Origin of the sequence: Bacillus sp. B-jedd (genome assembly GCF_000821085.1) — a bacterium.
In the GTDB taxonomy this organism is placed as follows: Bacteria; Bacillota; Bacilli; order Bacillales; family Cytobacillaceae; genus Bacillus_D.
The window spans coordinates 1,292,788-1,312,454 of the sequence record NZ_CCXR01000001.1; the positions used below are offsets into that span (position 1 = coordinate 1,292,788).

At 46.7% G+C, this 19,667-nt stretch carries 18 protein-coding genes; 10 read left to right on the plus strand and 8 right to left on the minus strand.

The features are described from left to right. Positions 1-146: 146 nt before the first annotated feature. The 5 genes from BN1002_RS06370 to BN1002_RS06390 all read left to right on the plus strand — a co-directional run bounded on the left by BN1002_RS06370 (position 147) and on the right by BN1002_RS06390 (position 6,457). The gene (locus tag BN1002_RS06370; RefSeq protein ID WP_048824178.1) at positions 147-1,655 is read left to right on the plus strand and encodes an amidase; all 1,509 of its coding nucleotides are present in this window, start codon (positions 147-149) and stop codon (positions 1,653-1,655) included. 161 nt (positions 1,656-1,816) lie between these two features. Beyond that, the gene (locus tag BN1002_RS06375; protein ID WP_048824179.1) at positions 1,817-3,223 is read left to right on the plus strand and encodes a M20/M25/M40 family metallo-hydrolase; all 1,407 of its coding nucleotides are present in this window, start codon (positions 1,817-1,819) and stop codon (positions 3,221-3,223) included. A 258-nt stretch (positions 3,224-3,481) separates the two neighbouring features. Next, entirely contained in the window at positions 3,482-4,702 is a 1,221-nt protein-coding gene (gene mtnK / locus BN1002_RS06380) for an S-methyl-5-thioribose kinase (protein WP_048824180.1), read from the plus strand. A gap of 20 nt (positions 4,703-4,722) precedes the next feature. Then, positions 4,723-5,772, plus strand: a complete 1,050-nt coding sequence (gene mtnA / locus BN1002_RS06385) for an S-methyl-5-thioribose-1-phosphate isomerase (RefSeq protein WP_048824181.1) — start codon at positions 4,723-4,725, stop codon at positions 5,770-5,772. Positions 5,773-5,815: 43 nt separating this feature from the next. Next, positions 5,816-6,457, plus strand: coding sequence for an L-fuculose-phosphate aldolase (locus tag BN1002_RS06390; protein WP_048824182.1), 642 nt, complete (start codon positions 5,816-5,818; stop codon positions 6,455-6,457). Between the two features lie 68 nt (positions 6,458-6,525). Here the strand turns inward: BN1002_RS06390 and BN1002_RS06395 are convergent, their stop codons facing one another. The 6 genes from BN1002_RS06395 to BN1002_RS06415 form a co-directional block, all read right to left on the minus strand. Continuing rightward, positions 6,526-7,866 (minus strand): S8 family serine peptidase, encoded by a 1,341-nt coding sequence (locus BN1002_RS06395; protein ID WP_048824183.1) that lies wholly within the window; start codon positions 7,864-7,866, stop codon positions 6,526-6,528. A 328-nt stretch (positions 7,867-8,194) separates the two neighbouring features. Next, the gene (locus BN1002_RS24015; protein WP_197072754.1) at positions 8,195-8,344 is read right to left on the minus strand and encodes a hypothetical protein; all 150 of its coding nucleotides are present in this window, start codon (positions 8,342-8,344) and stop codon (positions 8,195-8,197) included. Next, positions 8,344-9,795, minus strand: a complete 1,452-nt coding sequence (locus tag BN1002_RS06400) for a carbon starvation CstA family protein (RefSeq protein WP_048824184.1) — start codon at positions 9,793-9,795, stop codon at positions 8,344-8,346. The genes BN1002_RS24015 and BN1002_RS06400 overlap by 1 nt, the downstream gene beginning before the upstream one ends. Before the next feature lie 212 nt (positions 9,796-10,007). Further along, on the minus strand, positions 10,008-10,739 hold the full coding sequence (locus tag BN1002_RS06405) for a LytR/AlgR family response regulator transcription factor (protein WP_048824185.1): 732 nt from the start codon (positions 10,737-10,739) through the stop codon (positions 10,008-10,010). After that, complete coding sequence (locus BN1002_RS06410; protein ID WP_048824186.1) at positions 10,723-12,477, minus strand: sensor histidine kinase; 1,755 nt, start codon at positions 12,475-12,477, stop codon at positions 10,723-10,725. Before BN1002_RS06410 ends, BN1002_RS06405 begins: the two co-directional genes overlap by 17 nt. Positions 12,478-12,598: 121 nt before the next feature. Next, positions 12,599-13,825, minus strand: coding sequence for a thermonuclease family protein (locus BN1002_RS06415; RefSeq protein WP_048824187.1), 1,227 nt, complete (start codon positions 13,823-13,825; stop codon positions 12,599-12,601). 217 nt (positions 13,826-14,042) lie between these two features. Between BN1002_RS06415 and BN1002_RS06420 the strand changes: the two genes are divergently transcribed. Together BN1002_RS06420 and BN1002_RS06425 are read left to right on the plus strand one after the other, a co-directional pair. Beyond that, positions 14,043-14,768: a ThuA domain-containing protein gene (locus BN1002_RS06420; RefSeq protein ID WP_048824188.1), complete on the plus strand. Its 726-nt coding sequence runs from the start codon at positions 14,043-14,045 to the stop codon at positions 14,766-14,768. 55 nt (positions 14,769-14,823) lie between these two features. Beyond that, positions 14,824-15,408, plus strand: a complete 585-nt coding sequence (locus tag BN1002_RS06425; protein ID WP_048824189.1) for a class I SAM-dependent methyltransferase — start codon at positions 14,824-14,826, stop codon at positions 15,406-15,408. A 156-nt stretch (positions 15,409-15,564) separates the two neighbouring features. On the opposite strand, the gene BN1002_RS06430 is transcribed toward BN1002_RS06425, so the two are convergent. Next, on the minus strand, positions 15,565-16,020 hold the full coding sequence (locus tag BN1002_RS06430; RefSeq protein WP_048824190.1) for a hypothetical protein: 456 nt from the start codon (positions 16,018-16,020) through the stop codon (positions 15,565-15,567). A gap of 183 nt (positions 16,021-16,203) precedes the next feature. Here BN1002_RS06430 and BN1002_RS06435 point away from each other — a divergent pair, with 183 nt between their 5' ends. Continuing rightward, a complete protein-coding gene (locus tag BN1002_RS06435; protein WP_048824191.1) occupies positions 16,204-16,449 on the plus strand; it encodes a YuzB family protein in 246 nt (81 codons plus the stop codon). 129 nt (positions 16,450-16,578) lie between these two features. Beyond that, on the plus strand, positions 16,579-17,547 hold the full coding sequence (gene trhO, locus BN1002_RS06440; RefSeq protein ID WP_048824192.1) for an oxygen-dependent tRNA uridine(34) hydroxylase TrhO: 969 nt from the start codon (positions 16,579-16,581) through the stop codon (positions 17,545-17,547). A gap of 247 nt (positions 17,548-17,794) precedes the next feature. Here the strand turns inward: trhO and BN1002_RS06445 are convergent, their stop codons facing one another. Beyond that, the gene (locus tag BN1002_RS06445) at positions 17,795-18,100 is read right to left on the minus strand and encodes a BC1872 family protein (RefSeq protein ID WP_048824193.1); all 306 of its coding nucleotides are present in this window, start codon (positions 18,098-18,100) and stop codon (positions 17,795-17,797) included. 233 nt (positions 18,101-18,333) lie between these two features. On the opposite strand from BN1002_RS06445, the gene BN1002_RS06450 reads away from it, so the two are divergent. Beyond that, a complete protein-coding gene (locus BN1002_RS06450) occupies positions 18,334-19,545 on the plus strand; it encodes an MFS transporter (RefSeq protein WP_048824194.1) in 1,212 nt (403 codons plus the stop codon). Positions 19,546-19,667 lie beyond the last annotated feature (122 nt).

The window sequence follows — 19,667 nt, forward strand, 5'->3', positions numbered from 1 at the left end:
ACAGATGAAAAGCAACCATTGTACTCGAATGGAAGCACTGGCATCATTTGGTCGAGGCAGGAAGAACTGTCTCCTGCCTCTCATAGAGGAAACTGCGCGTATCTATCGAATAGGTAGTTTAAGAGATTAGCTGGGAGGGAGTCAGGATGGGGTTTAAGGAGTATGGGGAGTATGACGCGCTTGGGCTGGCTGGTCTAGTCAGGGGGAAGGAAGTCGAGCCGAAGGAGCTTATAGAGGAAGCGATTAATCGAATAGAAGCGCTGAATCCAAAGCTGAACGCTGTTATTAATAAAATGTATGAAAAAGCGAGGCTTTCGGCTGTTTCAGGCGAATTGACAGGAAAGTTTGCTGGCGTCCCGATGCTGTTGAAGGATATTACCCAGGAAATTAGTGGTGAACCGCTGACGGCCGGTTCGAAAGCGCTGCAGCATTACCGGGCGAGGCAAGATTCCACTTTTGCCGGTAAATTGCGAGAGGCTGGGGTGATCTTCGTTGGCCAGACGAACGTGCCGGAATTTGCATTGATGGGCATTACTGAACCGTCCCATTATGGCCCGACCCGTAATCCGTGGAATGTAAACCACACTCCAGGGGGATCGAGCGGAGGTTCGGCGGCGGCGGTGGCGTCTGGGATGGTGCCGATTGCAGGAGCGAACGATGGCGGCGGGTCAATCCGGATTCCCGCTGCATATTGCGGGCTGTTCGGGCTGAAACCGACGAGAGGGAGGACGCCGGTTGGGCCAATAGTCGGGAGGCAATGGCAAGGTGCGTCTGTGGAACATGTTCTTTCCAGGTCAGTCCGTGATAGTGCTGCTATGCTCGATGAACTTAAGGGAGTAAAGGAAAAGGGGGTGGCTTTTATGGCTCCCCATTTTGAAGGTTCTTACCTTGAACAGGCTTCCTTGCCGGCGGGCAAAGGTTTGCGGATTGCTTTTTCAGTGGACTCGCCTCTAGGGACTCCAGTGGAGACCGATTGCAAAAAAGCCGTCTTTGAAACCGCAAAGCTTTTAGAGAATATGGGCCATCAGGTGGAAGAAGCTGAGCCTCCTATTGATGGCAAAAAATTGGCCAATAGCTATTTGACGATGTACTTTGGCGAAGTCGCGGCCTCGATCGCTTCTCTGGAGGAAGTGCTTGGAAGGAAAGCGAAATTTACGGATGTGGAACCAACAACCTGGCTTTTAGGACTGCTTGGAAAAGCTACAACAGCCGGGGAATTTGTCACGAGCCTAAGGGAATGGGATAAAGCCGCCTATACGATGGAAGAATTTCATCAAACGTATGATTTTTACATGACGCCAACAACAGCTTATCCCCCTGCAAAAATAGGCGAACTCAATCCGGGAACTGCCGAGAAATTTGCTATGAGTGCAATGGGCCGCACAGGTTCGGGCAGCTTGCTCAAAAAGATTGGTATCGTCGACCAACTCGCCGAAAAAAGCCTCATGAGAACACCGTTCACACAACTGGCAAACCTCACTGGCCAGCCCGCAATGTCAGTACCCATGCACATTACTTCCGGCGGACTACCCCTCGGCGTCCAATTCATCGCCGCGAGAGGGAGGGAGGACATCCTGCTTCGCCTCGCCGGTGAACTGGAAAAATCAGAACTGTGGTTGAAGCATGCGAAGGTTCCGCCGCTTTATTCCACATAAAGCGCATGGTCGTTCCCCTGCAAAGAAGTGGATATTTTTCAGGGAGGCAGTCATGGTCTCCTATTTTTTTTATAGACTATTAAAAGAATATTTCAATAACGGGAGGAAAACTCTTTCGTTTAACGAAATAAGAGTATATACATCTTTTAGGAGGTTGTTAGATGGGTTTCCCACAGTTGGAAGAATTAAAGCAGCTGGCGAATGAGGAAGTACATACCGCGCTTGGGATGTTAAAGGATTATTTGAGGCTGCCGTCGATTTCAGCAAGGAATTTTGGCATTCCTGAAACGGTCGACTTTGTTTCGGGAATGATCAGGAAGGCCGGGGGAGATGCAATGGTCCTTGATGATTTGGGCGGCAATCCGGTGGTCTATGGTTTTTTTGCAGCGGGGGAGGAAGCGGATGCGAGCAAAACTTTGCTGTTCTACAATCATTATGATGTGCAGCCGCCGGAACCGCTTGAAGAGTGGCAAACTGATCCCTTTACACCAGTCGTCGAGAATGGGATTCTTTTTGCAAGGGGGGCTTCCGACAATAAGGGCGATCTCGTTGCCCGCCTCGCAGCTATAAAGGTGCTCCAAAAATCGGGCGGCCTACCATGCAATATCAAATTCCTGATTGAAGGGGAAGAGGAAATCGGCAGCCCGAACCTTGAGCCATATTTGACGAAATACAAAGAGCTATTCGCGGCCGACGCCTGCATTTGGGAGTTTGGCGGCAAAGATGAAAAGGACCGTATCAATATGGTGGCAGGAATCAAGGGGATGGCTTATCTTGAGCTGATTTGCCTTGGTGCTGACATTGATATGCATTCGTCTGTCGGAGCTTATGTGGATAATGCAGCATGGAGGCTTGTCCAGGCACTTGCCACGATCAAAAACAAGGAAAATGAGATTTTGGTTGAAGGTTTTTTTGATGGGATAATCCCGCCGACTGAAGAAGAAGTTCAGGCAGTTAAGGCCCTGCCATTCGATGCTGGGGCAGTCTCCATCCTTTATGGCCTTAAGCGCCCGCTCATCACGGCTGGCAAAGGGGTTGACCCCCGGGAAGCAATGGTTTTTCATCCAACGATGACGATTTGCGGTATTGTCAGCGGCTATACTGGCGAAGGGACAAAAACGGTCCTGCCGAGGAGCGCGTCGGCGAAGCTGGATTGCCGCCTTGTCCCAGGCCAAGATCCATTTCACATTTTTCAAAGCGTCAAAAAGCATTTACTGAAGCATGGCTTCAATGATGTGGATGTAAGGCTTCTTACCGGTCAAAAGGCTTATCGTTCAGATTTTAACCATCCATTTGTAAAGCATGTGATGGCTTCGGCCAGTGAAGTATATGAAGCGGGAAGCGTCCTTGCGCCAAACTCAGCTGGCACTGGCCCTATGTACATCTTTGGGGAGCAGCTCGGGCTCCCGATCGTAAGCACTGGTGTAAGCTGGGTCCAAGCTAAAGCGCATGCTCCGAATGAATCAATTCGCCTGAGTGACTTCGAGCAAGGCATTGTTCATTTGGCTCACATGCTTGCAGGCTTGCCTAAAGCCCTCAGGAAAAAAGAGGAAAGTATTGAGGCTTGATGCGGGTGGAGAATGATAATGGCCATCAGCAGAAAGCGACGGCTAATTAACTAGCTGATTCTGCAATTTTTCTTAGGGCAGGCTTTAAGGGGGACGGTTCCGGTTTCCTTCGGATATCGAAGGGAGCACTGGAACCGTCCCCTTGCTTCGTTATTGTATTAGCTTTGAAAATTATAAATATGTTGACTGGTTTATGTGTGTGAGGATAAATTTAACGTATTACGGGAAGCGCAAACATGTTACTGGGGAGGTTTTTAAATGGCTTCATTTGATAAGTATTTTCTTATGGACCCTGATGATGTGTCGGCATATGTCAGGGAGAAAATTGCCGGTTTCGAAAATGCCAGCGAGCTTTCATGCAAGGAAATTGGTGATGGGAACCTGAATTATGTATTTCGGGTTATCGATGAAAAATCAGGCAATTCCATTATTGTCAAACAGGCGGGGGAGACCGCGAGGATTTCGGACGAGTTCAAGCTGTCGACAAATCGGATCCGCATTGAATCAAATATTCTCAAGCTGCAGGAAGAACTAGCGCCAGGTCTCGTCCCTAAAGTTTTCCTCTATGATGATATTATGAACTGCTGCGTGATGGAGGATTTATCTGACCATACAATTCTACGGACCGCCCTCCTGGAGCAGCGAATTTTTCCGGCACTCGCGGAGGATCTCTCGACTTTCATGGTCAATACTTTACTCCTGACAACCGATGTGGTCTTGAATCATAAGAAAAAAAAGGAATTGGTCAAGGATTATATCAATCCAGAGCTTTGTGAAATTTCGGAGGACCTTGTGTATACAGAGCCTTTTAACGATTACAACAGTCGAAATGAACTGTTTCCCGCCAATAAAAAGTGGATTGAAGAAACGATTTACGGAGATACCCGCCTCCGCTTTGAAGCGGCAAAGCTGAAGTTTGACTTCATGACAAATGCGCAGGCCCTCGTACATGGGGATTTGCACACAGGATCCATTTTTGTAAAGAAGGATTCGACCAAGGTAATTGACCCTGAATTCGCATTTTATGGGCCAATTGGATACGATGTGGGGAATGTGGTCGCCAATCTTGTTTTTGCCTGGGCGAACTATACATTTACCGCCGAATCGAATGACGAATTTGTAAGCTGGCTTGAAAGTACCATAACTGATACCATCGACCTTTTTGCCGAAAAATTCCTCGTTTCGTGGCAGAAGAATGTGACTGAGGTTATGGCAAAAGAAAAAGGATTTGATCAGTGGTATCTCGATGGCGTCCTGTCTGATACAGCAGGGATTGCCGGACTGGAATTGACAAGGCGTATCGTTGGATTGGCGAAAGTAAAGGATATCACATCCATTACTGATGAAAAGAGCCGCGTCCTGGCTGAACGAGTGTGCCTTGAGACAGCTAAGTCTTTTATTTTGGAAAGGGAGAACTACAAGAATGGCCGGGATTTTCTTAATACATTAAAAAAGGTATACAATAGATTAAAAGAATAGTTTTGAAGGAGAGATGAACTTTGCCGGGAGAATTGATTACGATTGAATGGAAAAACGATGCCCTGGTCCTGCTTGACCAAACGCTTTTGCCAAACAAGATTGTTTACGAGGAGTTCCAAACAGCGGAAGGCGTCTGGGAGGCGATCCGTGTCATGAAAGTTAGGGGCGCACCGGCAATTGGTGTTGCGGCTGCCTACGGCCTTTACCTTGGTATAAGGGATGCGAGTGAAAACTCGTACGAACAGTTTTACCAGGAACTGAAGAAGGTTTCTGAATATCTTGGCACCTCCAGACCGACAGCAGTTAATTTATTCTGGGCCCTTGAAAGAATGGAAAGGACAGCGGGAGAAAATAAAAGGCTGCCAATTCCAAATTTGAAGGAAATCCTGCTAAAAGAAGCCATCCGCATCCATAAGGAAGATGAAGAAATCAATAGAAAAATCGGTGAGCACGCCCTCACTCTCTTCAAAGATGGGATGGGAGTATTAACCCACTGCAATGCCGGAGCTCTTGCGACTACAAAATACGGGACAGCCACCGCTCCAATGTACCTCGCCCATGAAAAAGGCTGGGATATAAAGGTATATACGGATGAAACACGCCCTAGAATGCAAGGATCCATGCTTACTGCCCTTGAACTACAGGCAGCTGGCCTCGACGTAACCGTCATAACGGATAATATGGCTGCTGTCGTAATGTCGCAGGGGAAAATTGATGCGGTCATCGTCGGTACCGACAGGGTGGCAGCGAATGGTGATGTATGTAATAAAATCGGTACATTAGGGGTGTCGATTTTGGCTAAAAACTACGGTATTCCTTTTTATGTGGCGGCTCCGACTCCGACAATTGACATGAAGGCGGCGACAGGGGATGATATTCCGATTGAAGAAAGGGAGCCATCTGAAGTAATTAATCGCTTTGGCCAGTTTACCGCGCCGGAAACGATTAAAGTTTATAATCCATCCTTTGATGTGACGCCAAATGAAAATGTAACAGCAATCATTACTGAAAAAGGAATTGTCCGGGCTCCATATAAAGAGAACTTAAAAAAGCTCTTTGAAACGGATTAAAACCCCAAGCCAAATATCAACTTAACGAGGGAGAATGCCCAAAATGCTTTTAATGGAAGAGCGTAAAGCAGTTGTCGAATACGGAAAGAAGCTCATTGAAAGCGGATTGACGCAAGGGACCGGAGGGAATATCAGCCTTTTTAACCGCGAGTCGGGCCTTGTGGCAATCAGTCCGAGCGGCCTCGATTATTTTGAGACATCCCCAGAAGATGTTGTCGTTGTGGACCTTGCCGGGGAAGTGATAGAAGGGGTTAGGAAACCTTCCAGTGAAAAGGAAATGCACCTCATCTTTTACAGGCAGAGGCAGGATTTGAACTCGCTAGTGCATACCCATTCGCCCTTTGCAAAAACAATCGCATCATTGAGATGGGATTTGCCGGCAGTGTCCTACCTGGTTGCCTACGCAGGGCCAAATGTCAGGTGTTCGGCTTATGAAACGTTCGGGACAAAAGAACTTGCTGAGGCAGCCTTTAAAGGAATGGAGGACAGACGCGCAGTCCTGCTCGCAAACCATGGGCTGATTGCCGGCGCCAACAACATCCAAACAGCCTTTACCATCGCCCAGGAAATCGAATTTTGCGCGAGGATTTATTATCAGGCAAAATGCATAGGCGAACCCGCCATACTGCCTGAGGAAGAAATGGCCAAGCTCGCGGAGAAATTTAAAGCCTACGGGCAAAAATAAAGCAGGGGGACGGTTTCAGCGTTTCTTTCGGAAATCGAAAGAAGCAGCAGAACCGTCCCCTTGTATCATTATTGCAGCGCGCTGACTGCGTTGATGAGGCCGAAGCCTGCTTTTTCGTCGTAGCCTTTTTTGAAGATGTCCTCGGATGTGTTCTGGATAATGGCTTTTACTTGGGCCGGATTGAGTTTGTCCTTGCCATGCTTGGCGATAATGACGCCAGCGAGTCCAGCTACTTTAGGCGAGGCCATTGAGGTGCCCGCCATGTAAGCATAACCGCCAGGCACAGAGCTCAGGCACAGGTAAGAGTTATCCCTGCCTGTTTTTGTGACAGGGTCATAATTAGGGCCAAGGTCACCGCCTGGTGCCATGACATCAATTTTGCCAACGCCGTAGTTGGAGTAGAAAGCAAGGTTCTTTAACGCCCCGCCCGCGGACACACGAATCAACGTTTGGCTGCTTGGGCTGCGGTGAACAGCGCCTTTATCATCGCCGGCCAACTGCCCTGGACGCAGGTCGGACGCAGCATTACCAGCAGAACCGACAACCGTGACGCCTTTCTTAATCGCGTACTGGATCGCACGGTTAAACAAGTTGACATCAGCAACGATGTCCTTTGTCGCATATTTAGGATCCTGGAACCAGTCATAGCCGCCAAGAGACATGTTGACAACATCGACATTGTCGTCAGCAGCTGTCATCAGTGCTTCGGCGATATGGGATGTTTCCGCTTCGCCTGTCGGACCGAATACGCGGTAAGCTGCGACTTTCAGGTCAGGCCCGATGCCCATGATGCGGCCATTGCCTGCAATTGAACCAGCAACGTGTGTGCCGTGCCCATCTTCGTCCATAGCATCAGGATAGCCAGGGACAAAAGATTTACCGTAAGCGTAGTTATTTTTAACATCAGGGTGGGTATAGTCGATACCGGTATCGATGACACCTACGACAATCTCCTTCCCGTCAACTGATTTTCCTGTTCCGCCTGGCAGCTTCCAGGACGCCCCATCGTTAGTTACCTGCTTGATATCCCATTGCAGTGAATTGTACAGGTCGGCTTTTTCTCCAGCTTCAGCAAGGGAGATGGATTCTTTCTCAACAACTGTTTCAGGATACACAATGCTCTGGACACCTGCTTCAAGGACAGTCGAGGACGTTTTCACTTCTGCCAGGAAGTTTGGATTGTCCGAAACTACTTCCACAGCTCCGAGTTTTTCCAGCTTGGACTCAATTTTTCCACCTGCTTTCGCGATGGCATTCGCATAGCCGGCAGGCAGTTTATCCTGATCTTTAAACACGACTATGTACTTCTTTTGCTCAGCTGCCGCTTTTCCTGTTGCCGGCATTCCGCTAAAGGCTATAGATGCTCCAAATGTCAGTGCAAGTGCTCCCGCTAAAAACTTATTTTTCAATGGACATACCTCCTTATATATTTAATATTCATTATATTCAAAATTCACTATCGTACAATTTTAAAGAATTTACCAAAAAAGCAAGGGAAAATTGAAAAATAATCCTATTTATCTAGTAAACATATCCTTTAAATCATGTGGAGACATAATTACCAGGCTATTTGTCACGATTCAATCGAAATTATGTATTCCTCTGCCAATAAGCACAAAAGAAAAATGAGAAAAAAGTCATAGTGAAAACTGGAAGCACCTACTTCAAGCCATTAAAAAAGGACGGTTCTGCGCTTCTTTCGTTTTCCGAAAGAAGCGCTGGAACCGTCCCCCTGCTTCAGAGCAGGATGACAGCGGTAAGTGCGGCGAGTGCAACGGCGATGAGGAGGATTTTCGCGGAAAGGGGGAGAGTGTCCCGGCCTTTTGCGTTGATTTTCTCCTCTTGTTCGTTGACTGTTTTTCTGTAGTTCGGGCTGCAGCAGCTCATTAGGCTGTTTTATTGTAGAACGAGATATCTTCCTCGAGTGGAAGGTTTTGAGCACGGGCTTTTTTGGCGGCGCTAAAGAAAAGGGCTGTGATGCCGGCTGTGACGATAAGCGCGCTAATGTTTGAAATTGTCAGTGGCAGTCCAAAACCAATCTGGGCGTTCAGGATGTAGCTTGTGACAGCTGTTGTCATGAACATGCCCGGAATAATTGCGATCCAATAATTTTTCTTTGCGATGAACAGATACATGGCACCTACCCACAGCGCAATAACAGCTGTCGACTGGTTCGCCCAGGAGAAGTATCTCCATAGGATTGTGAAATCAATTTTGGTTAAGGCAAAAGACAGCACGAACAATGGCAAGGCAATCCAGAGACGGTTGGTGAGTTTTGCCTGAGAATACTTGAAATAGTCAGCAATAATCATCCTTGCACTTCGGAAAGCAGTATCTCCGGATGTGATTGGAAGAACAATTACTCCAAGAACGGCGAGTGTACCGCCAACTGCTCCTAGCATGGCAGTGGAAGCCTGGCTTACGATTCCAGCAGGTCCGCCAGCCGCAAGCATTTCGTTCAGTCCGCCGTAACCGTTGAACAGGCTCATCGCTGCAGCTGCCCAAATCATTGCGATGATGCCTTCAGCAATCATCATGCCGTAGAAAATTTTCCGGCCCTGCTTTTCGCTTTGGGTTGTCCTTGAAATGATTGGAGTCTGAGTTGCATGGAATCCTGACAATGCGCCGCAAGAAATGGTCAAGAATAACAGCGGGAAGATAGGAGCATTATCAGGGTGGAAATTGCTCAAAGAAAGCTCAGGAATTGGAGCTCCCTTTACAACTAGGCCTACCCCGACGCCAACAGCGCTTATTAAAAGAAGCGCGCCGAAAAATGGATAAAAGCGCCCGATGATTTTATCGATTGGCAGCAGTGTTGCCAGGATATAGTATAGGAAAATCGCTCCGACAATCAGTCCCATTGTCATCCAGCCATCCATTAGGTTATAAAGGAGCTGGGCTGGCGAAGAAACGAAAACCGTACCTACCAATAATAAAAGAAGAATAGCGAAAGCATTGACAACGTGCTTCATGACGTTACCGAGGAATTTCCCCGCCAGTTCAGGCAGATGGGCCCCGCGGTTGCGGATTGAAATCATGCCAGTCAGATAGTCATGAACCGCTCCTGCAAAAATACAGCCCGCCACGATCCAAATAAATGCGACCGGCCCGTAAAGCGCGCCCATTATCGGCCCGAAAACAGGTCCGACTCCGGCAATGTTCAACAGCTGAATCAATGAGTTTTTTGTCGTGCTCATAGGCAGATAGTCAACGCCATCCTTATGGGTGAAGGCTGGAGTTGTCCGCTCTTCCTTTACGCCAAAAACCTTTTCGACAAACTTACCGTACGTGAAATAACCTAAAATCAATAAAATGACACCAGCAATAAACGTATACATGAGAACCCCCCTAAATGAATGAATGCGGTTACATTTCCTATTATAAAAAACCTGGCGGATAAGAAGATGTTTTTACGCTCATCAGGTTAAAAACCCGGTATAAGATGCAGAAAACGAAGAGCAACATGCATTGGTTTTGAGAGAATATTCTGAATCATAATGTGTAACATACAAAAAAAACCGCCGATTAACGGCGGAGTAAAATAGAAAAGCTAAATTTCAAGCTTCGTTCTTAGGGTTTTAACATAGTTTCTGCTAACCGACAGCATTTCGCTGCAGCCTTCAATTTCCAGCTGATAGGCACCATTAAACCACGGAGCCATCCTTGTAACACGTTTCAAATTTACAAGGAAGCTTTTATGGATTCTGCAAAAACCGAATGGAACGAGCCTCACTTCCAGCTCTTTCAGTGAGCTTTTCGTTTCATAAGTTCCATCAGCAGCCACTACTTTTGTCACTTTATCATCTTTTGCGACATAAACGATTTCGTGCGGTTCCAGATAGTGTATGTCCGAATCCGACTCAACGGCAAGCTTCCCTGTTTTCTTGGCAAAATCAGCCTTCTCTAAAGGAGAGGTTACTTTTTCAAGCCTGTCAATCGTATCGGCAAGCTGCTCCTCATCATACGGTTTCAGTAAATAATCTACTGCATTGTACCTAAAGGCCTCTGCCGCAAATTCAGGGTATGCGGTGGCGAATACGACAAACGGAGCCTTCTTTAGATTGAGCAGGGCTTTGGCTGTTTGCATTCCGTTCATCCTTGGCATCTCAACATCGAGAAAAACAGCGTCCGGCTGAAGTTCGACCGCCTTCAAAACAGCTGCTTCTCCCGAGTCCGCTTCACCGACGATTTTAATGGAAGGATGGGAAGAGAGGAGGTGCTTCAATTCCTCCCTGCTATAATGTTCATCATCAACAATCAGCACCTTAATTGACTGCTCCACTGAGCTCCACCTCCGCGTGAGGAATGGCAAAAGCAATTTCCGTCCCCTTATTGATCTCGCTTTTTATTCGCAGGCTGGCCTCTTCACCGTACATCATCGCCAGTCTTCGGTTCACATTGTATAACCCAATACCTGTCCCGCTTTCGGACGGAAGGGGAGTTTTGCATAGCTGGGCAAGCTTCTCCCTGCTCATGCCGATTCCGTTGTCTTCCACTTGGACATAGGTGGCGGCCGCTCCCTTTTTAATGCTGATTTTCACAAGGCAGCCGCTTTCCTTGTCTTTAATCCCTTTTTTAATGGCATTTTCGACAATCGGCTGCAGGGTAAGGGGCGGAATGCCATGAAACAGGGCGTCAATGTCAATATCGTAGACGACAGTCAGCTTATCAACAAAGCGGGCCTGCTCAATCGCAAGGTATGCTTTTACATGTTTCAGTTCCTGCTCAAGAGAGGTGACCCGCTCGGTGGTTGCGGAAAGGTTTTGCCGCAGAAAGTGGGACAGGGAAACGAGCAGCTTCCTCGCTTTGCCTGGATTCAGCCTGATCAAAGAAAGGATCGTATTCATTGTGTTGAACAGGAAATGCGGGCTGATCTGGGCCTGGAGTGCTTTGATTTCCGCTTCGGTTGCAAGCTGGTAGGCTTTATCCGCTTCGGCGATTTCCAGCTGGCTGCTTAGCAATTCGCTCAAGCCGGTAATGAGCTCCATGATGGTTGGCGTAATGTCCCGTTCTGACCGGAAATAAAATTTCAGCACTCCGATTGTTTTATTCCGCTGCTTTAGAGGCGCGATGACAACTGCGCCAAGGGGGCAGCTTTTCTCCCGGCAGTCAATTGCGTCATGCCCGCCGACAATAATTTCCCCCTGCCTTAGCGCTTCCTCGGTAAGGGAGGTCTGGATTGGGCTTTTCGCACAATGATGGTCACTGCCAAGCCCGGTATGGGCGAGGATTTCATTTGTATTCGTAATTGAAACGGCGCTTGTATGTATTTCTTTATGAAGAATCATGCAGACGAACTTGGCCGATTCGGCTGACAAACCGTTTCTTAAATAGGCCAAAGTCTGGCCGGCAATTCTCAATGTTTTCTGGGCCTGCATCGCGCTTGCCTTTTCCTCTTCGTTAATGACGCTTTTAATAATCAGCAAAAACAGCGCGCATCCTAAGCCGTTGGCGAGAATCATCGGAACGCCGATGACCTGCACGAGTGAAAGTGCTTTTTCAAATGGTTTTGAAATTATCAGGATGACGCCCATTTGAATCGTTTCGGCCAACGCACCAATCAGGAAAGCAGAGCGCATCGTTACATGTTCGTTTTTCCTATGGAAGAGGCCAGAAAGAAAACCGGCCAAAATTGTTGCCGAGCCGCACGAAATCGCTGTAAAGCCCCCCAAAGTGAACCGGTGGATGCCGGCAATCAGTCCAGCGCCGATGCCAACCCGCGATCCGCCCAGAAGTCCGGCGAGGACAATTCCGATGACACGTGAATTGGCAATTGCTTCATCTGAGTTGAGGCCGTATGCCCATTTATTCAATTCTAGGCTTGCTGTGTCAAAAGTAAGGCCAGAATAAGTACCGATAATTCCAAAAGAGCCAAAAAAGACAATCGCTATGGCGCGCTGCCGCCTGTTAAGCTCGCCAAGCTTGACCATATCGCGGAAAAAAGGAAACCGCGTCAAAATAAACGCAATCATGACCAAAATGCCAAGCCGTTCCACCATTGTCAAAAGTAATTCAAACACAGCCATACCCCTTTATTTCATGTCTTTCTCTCATTTTAGCAGTTATAAGAATTTTCAAAAACCCATTTGCGCAAGGTTATGAAAGAAAAAAGTGAAGCCTGCCGGCTCCACTTTTGGTCAGTTAACGCTCGCATGCATATCCGTCTTTGTCCCGATCCATTTTTGACTGGTAGGCGGGGTGGGTGGACGGAACGCCGTTCGGGTATTTCTTCCGTAATTCAGTGCAGTTGGCAAAAATCTCGCTTCCCGAGCTTGAGCCTGCTGCTGGTTTAACAGTTGTACCGGCGGGCTTGGCAGCAGCCGGTTTGGATGGCGCTGGTTTTGTGGCAACAGGTTTGCTTGCAGAGCTTGAAGTCGATTGTTTCGGGTCAAGGTCGCCTTTCGTCGTTCCGTTTGGACCGTATGCCCATAATCCTCTATTTTCAGACCGTGCTTCTCGTGCGAATTTTACAAAGTACTCGCTGTATTTTACATCCGGCGGGTAAGTGGACGGCTCGGCATATCCATTCAGGACAAGATCAGCGTTGAACATCTTCGCGCGGATTTCACTCTCGTTCATGTCGTCCGTTGGAATGGCGAGCCAGATGATCCGGAGATAGCGGGCGTAGCGGTCAGTATTGCTGACATCCTTTTGGAGCCAAATTTCTTTTCCAGTCAATTTCGATTTCGTATAATCGCTAGCTTCTTTCCCGTATGGTTCATGCCTTGTAGTTGATTCGGGTGTATTCACGCCAACAAAACGGATTTTCCGGCCGTCTGAAGTTTCGATTGTATCACCGTCAACAACCCGGCCGACTGTCACTTTTTCAAGAGCAAGAGCGGCAATGAGCGTTTTCGTATCAGCTTCTTTCTTTGCTGCTGCTTCCGCTTCGGCTTTTGCTTTTGCCTCAGCTTCCGCTTTTACCTTTGCTTCGGCATCTGCTTTCGTTTTTGCTTCCGCCTCGGCCTTTGCCTTTGCCTTTGCCTCAGCTTCCGCTTTTTCCTTGGCTTCCTGTTCGGCCTTTGCCTTGGCCGCGGCAGCCGCCTTTACTTTTTCCGCTTTTTCTTGCTTGGCTTTCTCTTTGGCAGCCTTATTATCTTGTTTCTCTACTTTTTCGACTGGTTTCTGAGAAGCTTGTCCTTCTGTCGTGTCCGCAAACGCACCTACAAGCAGGAGAGTGCCGAGGACACCTGCGCTGATCAGCAGCCATGGCTTTTTAACATACACTTTTCCTTTTGCTTTCTGATGGCTAAGCCAGAAACCCGCGCTGTAAACAGCAACGCCTATCAGTGCAATCGGGGCTGCAATAGATAACAACAACAAAAACAGCAGCAGAAAAACTAAAAAAATATTTTTAACCAGTTTCACTTCTTATCCCCCTATAAAATATTCCAAATACTATTATATCAAATTAATTACCATATTTATGTTGAAAAATGACGAAAGCTGATCTTGAGAAAAAGGGGATTTTTTCCGTGTCTATTCACGGGCTTCCTAAAAGGGGTACTCCCGCAAAAACCATTACAGTTCCAATTCATCCTTTTTCCTATACAATAAATAGAAAGGGTTTAGGAGGAGAAAATGAATGGTCAGGGTAACTGTATGGAACGAAAACAGGCACGAACAAAAAAGCCCTGTTGTCGCCAAGATTTATCCAGATGGAATTCACGGCACTATTGCCGCTTTTTTGGAGGAGAATGGATTTACCTTAAGGACGGCGACTCTTGATGAGCCGGATCATGGATTGACAGCCGAGGTGCTTGCCTGGACGGATGTGCTCATTTGGTGGGGCCATCTTGCCCACGGGGAAGTGGCAGATGAGATTGTCGAAAGGGTCCGCCAGAAAGTACTCGGAGGGATGGGGCTGATCGTTCTGCATTCCGGGCATTTTTCAAAAATATTCAAGGAACTGATGGGGACGAGTTGTGATTTGAAATGGCGCGAGGCGGATGAAAAAGAAAGACTCTGGACTACTGATCCGAGCCATCCTATTACAGAAGGTATTCCTGAGATGATCGAACTTGAGATGGAAGAAATGTACGGTGAACATTTTGATGTTCCCCAGCCAGACGAACTCGTGTTCATCAGTTGGTTTGAGGGAGGCGAAGTGTTCAGGAGCGGCTGTACATACAAACGCGGAAACGGTAAAGTCTTTTATTTTCGGCCGGGACATGAGACGTATCCGACTTATCATCACAAGCACATCCAGCGTGTCATTATTAATGCAGTTAAATGGGCGAAGCCAGTCGACAGGGATCGCCCCGCATATGGAAACGCGGAGCCACTCGAAGAAATCAAAGTGAAAAAGTAAGAGGCTAGAAACGGAGCGGCTTTGACAAAAATGAACCGGAAGGGAGTGATGCGAAATGAATTCTGAGGAGAAGTGGGAGAAGAAGCACAAGGAGAGGTTAAAAACATTGAAAGAACCGGCACCGAATGTTAGGCTGAAAAATCTTGCTCCTTATTTTAACGGCGGATCTGCATTGGATTTAGCGTGTGGGCTTGGCGGCAATAGTTTGTTTTTGGCGGAGCAAGGTTATACAGTGGAGGCGGTGGATTTATCTGTAACGGCAGTAAACTATGTTGCGGATCAGGCGGAAAAACTTGGCCTGAAGGTGGATGCTTCTGTGCAGGATCTGGCAGATTTCAGCGGGCTGCCTTTTGCAAAAAACTCTTTTGATTTAATTGTTATTTCCTATTATTTGGACCAGCAGCTTTTTACATACACGAAGGATTTAATGAAAGAGGGCGGATATTACTTTATCGAAACTTATTTTGATTCCCCGAATATCCGTGACAGGAAAGTTTCCGGTAAGTTCATGCTGAGACCCCAGGAATTGCTGGATGAATTCCGTGCCTGGCAGGTGCTTTATTTTGAAGAAAACGAACTGGAAGGAAGGCAAACGATATTTTGCAGGAAGGACGCAATTGATGAAATAAGGACTAGCTGAATAGTATATAGGATACTATGCGGATGAATTGTTTAATGGCAATTTCATTTTTTAAAACGCCAAATATCGAAATACAATTCAGTGTTGTAGTTAAAAACAAAAAGCGCCTGGAGTTTTTCAGGCGCTTTTTAGAGGTATTGCCGTTCCGCATTATTATTACTGCATGACGATATTTCCTACATATTGAGCATCTCCACTATCTGCATGAAGATCAACTACAATTATGTATTCCCCTTTTTCTTTTGGTAAGTAGAAGGATTGATCATTTTTTTGATATTTCAAATCAATCTTTTTTTCGTTCTGCCAAACCGAAACCATAATTCCATTTGGGTTGAAATCTCCATTTTCCATTGATATTTCCACTCGTTGTCCAGGATTAAAGTACATTTTATTTTGCTTTCTTGCTAATGAAACAAGATCTTCCGTTTCCTTGTTGTATTTTTTATCATATTCCCATTCAATGTTTGCTTCTGCCAATTCTTCTTGTTCGTTACTCCCATTTGGGTTAATAACCGAAACAGTAGGGGGAGAAAAATCGTAATTTTCCCCAAAACATCCTGTTAATGTAAAAAAGAATAACAAGCCTAAAATAACTTTGAATGATCGGTTCATACATTTTCACTCCACACATTTTTTTTGAAAAACTAACTATTGAATTTTAATTTATCAGTTTAGTATAGCATGACTTGATAGTTTCCTAAATTTTCTCTTTTTGTTTTTTTACTTTCCATACCGTTGTAACAATAGCTGCGCTTGACAAGGGGTATACTATAGTAATGGAAGGAGGGGAACGGAATGGGGATTATCATTGTGGATATTTGCATGAGCAACAGCATCAATGTGCTTGATGTAGAAGCCATATTGGAGGCGGAATACCCCGAGGTTTCCGTTCTCATGAATGACTGCTTATCGTTTTGCGGGATGTGTGCGCGGAGTCCGTTTGCCATCGTGAATGGAAAACGCGTTTTTGCAAAAACACCCGAAGAGTGCCTAGATAAAATCCGCGGGCAGATTGAGAAAGAATTGGCAATTTACGATTAATACGATAGCAATATTGAAAAACAGCCTAATTTTTTATACAATATTCTTATTGCCTTTTTGGTTTACACTATATGCGTGCTGGAATTCAACACGATTTCTATAGATTATGAAGAATGGAGCTAGATTGAAATGACAGAAGTACAACCATATCGAGTTTTACTTTATTATATGTATGTCCATATAGATAATCCCGAGGAGTTTGCATCGCAGCATCTGGATTTTTGCAAGGAGCTCGGGCTGAAGGGTCGTATTCTTGTTGCAGAAGAAGGGATCAATGGGACTGTTTCAGGGACCATCGAGCAGACTGATGCTTATATGGAAGCGATGAGAGATGATTCGCGTTTTGCCGACATGGTCTTTAAAATTGACGAAGCTGACTCCCACGCGTTTAAAAAAATGCACGTCCGCCCACGGAGCGAGCTTGTGACATTAAGGCTTGAGGATGATGTGAATCCGAATGAAATAACGGGTCAATACCTTGAGCCAAAGGAATTCTTTGAAGCGATGCAGCATCCTGATACAGTTGTCATTGATGCCCGTAACGATTACGAGTATGATCTTGGCCATTTCCGCGGCGCGATCCGTCCGGATATTAAGGCGTTCCGTGAGCTTCCAGACTGGATTAGGGAGAATAAAGAACAATTAGAGGGCAAAAAAGTCCTGACATATTGTACAGGCGGCATCCGCTGCGAGAAATTCTCCGGCTGGCTTGTCAAGGAAGGCTTTGAAAATGTCGGCCAACTTCACGGCGGGATTGCCACATATGGCAAGGATCCTGAGGTTAAAGGGCAGCTGTGGGATGGCAAAATGTATGTTTTTGATGAAAGGATTTCCGTCCCGGTCAACCGCGTCGAGCATGTTGTTGTCGGAAAGGATTACTTCACTGGCGAACCATGCGAACGCTATGTAAACTGCGCCAACCCCGAATGCAATAAGCAGATTCTCTGCTCGGAGGAAAATGAACATACCTATTTGCGCGGCTGCACACACGAATGCCGGGTGCACCCAAGGAATCTTTATGTGCAGGAACATGGGCTTACACAGCAGGACGTTGCAGAACGCCTTGCAAACCTAGGAGAAGAACTTCCAGTAAAATAACGAACTGTTTCAATGAGGAAGCGGTTTACGAATAATGAAAAGCACTTTTGGTGGCCGGAGCAATTTTCCGGAAGCCAAAGGTGCTTTTTTTTCTCTCCACGATTTTTTTGAAAGCCCATTTAAAGGTGAGTGTTGATTTTCGCTTAAGTTGATAGGAACGGGGGGGCGAATTCACATGTAAAAAGGAAAGGCCGCCTGTTGTTCAGGCGGCTTTTTGCAGTTCAACTGACCTTTTTTGCAAAAATGGCTAGAGCCATCCATCGGCGACCTGGCTATTATCGGCGATGGCATAAGCGGCCTCGGTGATTGCTTCAGCAAGGCTGGCTCCGCTAGCGCAAATTCCATTAAAACAAACATGGTGATTTTCTATAACTTTATAATCGTAACCTGTTTGTTTCAGCCGGTTCACAATCATCAAGGCATGCTCAAGGCGATGGGCAGGCTGGAAGTCAGCGACAGAGATAAATTGCTTTGTTTCAGGATCGTACCAACGGTCCCATCTGTTCAGCTTCCAACCAAGGATGCGGCGGGCGATGATTTCTGTTTTGTCCATTTTCATAAGCTCCTTCGATCGATTCGTCCCTTTCATTTTAACATTTCATTGGGAAGGAGACTGTTTACACTTTGTGAAATCAGCCTTAGTTAAGAAAGTTTTTCCATTATGGTATGTAAGCGTTATTATTTCGGAAACCGAATATTTCGCCTGTGAAATTAATTGTGAACTGTGATAACATGGACAATATGGAAAAGAATTTAACCGATTTAAAGCTTGGAGATGAAAACTGCATGCCATTATGGAAACGGAATTTATGGATTCTCTGGATTGGCGTATTTTTCACGGCAGCGAGTTTCTCAATGGTCATCCCATTTTTACCTTTGTTTCTTTTGCAGCTGGGCGTTCATGAGCACACGGAGATGTGGTCTGGTTTAATATTTGGTTCCGCATTTTTCGCAGGTGCCATCGCCTCGCCGTTTTGGGGGCGAGTGGCCGATAAATACGGACGGAAACCAATGATTATTAGGGCAGGAATTGCCCTTTTCGTGATTTATACATTAATGGCCTTCGTGACAAATCCTTATCAAATTCTTGGACTCAGGATTTTGCAGGGGCTTCTGAGCGGATTCATCCCTGGTGCGATTGCTTTGATTGGCACGAATACGCCGAGTGATAAAGTAGGCTATGCGCTATCGATTATATCCTCAGGTTCCGCTGCAGGCCAGATTGCCGGTCCGCTTTTTGGCGGGGCAATCGCCCATTTCGTGGGGAATCGCTGGGCTTTTGGAACAGGCGGCCTGATTGTCGGGCTTGCTACATTGCTGATTATTTTCTTCGTTAAAGAGGAAAACTTCAAGCCTAACAAGGAAAAAGGGTCTGTTTTGAAGGATTTCCACGTTGCCCTTAATAACCACCGCTTTATGCTCGTTCTAATTCTGACGTTAGTCGTCAGTTGTTCAGTTATGACGATTGAACCAGTCCTGCCGCTATATGTCGTAAAACTGAGCGGATCAGCCGATAATGCTTCGCTTCTTGCTGGGATCATCTTTTCACTGCCCGGGATCGCGAGTGTCGCGTTTGCTCCATTATGGGGGAGATGGGCTGATAAAGTCGGCTTTCAACGGGTGCTGTTCATTGGTCTTCTCGGCGGCGGTCTAGGGATGCTTGCGCAGGTATTGTTTGCCCAAATTTGGGGCTTCTCGCTGATCCGTTTTCTATTCGGCGTCTTCTTCTGCGCTGTTTATCCGGCGCTGAACGGACTGGTCGTCAAATCGACGCCTGAGGATTTCCGAGGCAGGGCATTCAGCCTCAACCAGACGGCAAACCAGCTGGGAGGAATGGCCGGGCCAATGATCGGCGGATTCCTTGGCGGCCTCTTTCCCGTCCAAAGCGTCTTTATCGTCACAGGCATTCTGCTTCTTGCAGCGATGGCGATGGTGCATATGAACGCTGGCGAATTAAAGGGGCGCAAAGTCAGAAGAGAACTGGTCCATGGGAAGTAATCAATTTGCTTTTGAAAAGACAGTGGCGAATATTCACATAGAAGAAAATCGCCCTGATAAAACGAGAAACCGCAGGTATCTCCTCACAACGAGAGAGGAGTCCTGCGGTTTTTGCTATAGAG

What these genes read in the sequence shown, in the direction of transcription:
- BN1002_RS06430 (WP_048824190.1), bottom strand. Translation starts at nt 16,020, where the DNA reads ATGAACCGATCATTCAAAGTTATTTTAGGCTTGTTATTCTTTTTTACA.
- BN1002_RS06435 (WP_048824191.1), top strand. Translation starts at nt 16,204, where the DNA reads ATGGGGATTATCATTGTGGATATTTGCATGAGCAACAGCATCAATGTG.
- BN1002_RS06400 (WP_048824184.1), bottom strand. Translation starts at nt 9,795, where the DNA reads ATGTATACGTTTATTGCTGGTGTCATTTTATTGATTTTAGGTTATTTC.
- BN1002_RS06450 (WP_048824194.1), top strand. Translation starts at nt 18,334, where the DNA reads ATGCCATTATGGAAACGGAATTTATGGATTCTCTGGATTGGCGTATTT.
- BN1002_RS06390 (WP_048824182.1), top strand. Translation starts at nt 5,816, where the DNA reads ATGCTTTTAATGGAAGAGCGTAAAGCAGTTGTCGAATACGGAAAGAAG.
- BN1002_RS06425 (WP_048824189.1), top strand. Translation starts at nt 14,824, where the DNA reads ATGAATTCTGAGGAGAAGTGGGAGAAGAAGCACAAGGAGAGGTTAAAA.
- BN1002_RS24015 (WP_197072754.1), bottom strand. Translation starts at nt 8,344, where the DNA reads ATGAGCTGCTGCAGCCCGAACTACAGAAAAACAGTCAACGAACAAGAG.
- BN1002_RS06375 (WP_048824179.1), top strand. Translation starts at nt 1,817, where the DNA reads ATGGGTTTCCCACAGTTGGAAGAATTAAAGCAGCTGGCGAATGAGGAA.
- mtnK (WP_048824180.1), top strand. Translation starts at nt 3,482, where the DNA reads ATGGCTTCATTTGATAAGTATTTTCTTATGGACCCTGATGATGTGTCG.
- trhO (WP_048824192.1), top strand. Translation starts at nt 16,579, where the DNA reads ATGACAGAAGTACAACCATATCGAGTTTTACTTTATTATATGTATGTC.
- BN1002_RS06445 (WP_048824193.1), bottom strand. Translation starts at nt 18,100, where the DNA reads ATGGACAAAACAGAAATCATCGCCCGCCGCATCCTTGGTTGGAAGCTG.
- BN1002_RS06420 (WP_048824188.1), top strand. Translation starts at nt 14,043, where the DNA reads ATGGTCAGGGTAACTGTATGGAACGAAAACAGGCACGAACAAAAAAGC.
- BN1002_RS06370 (WP_048824178.1), top strand. Translation starts at nt 147, where the DNA reads ATGGGGTTTAAGGAGTATGGGGAGTATGACGCGCTTGGGCTGGCTGGT.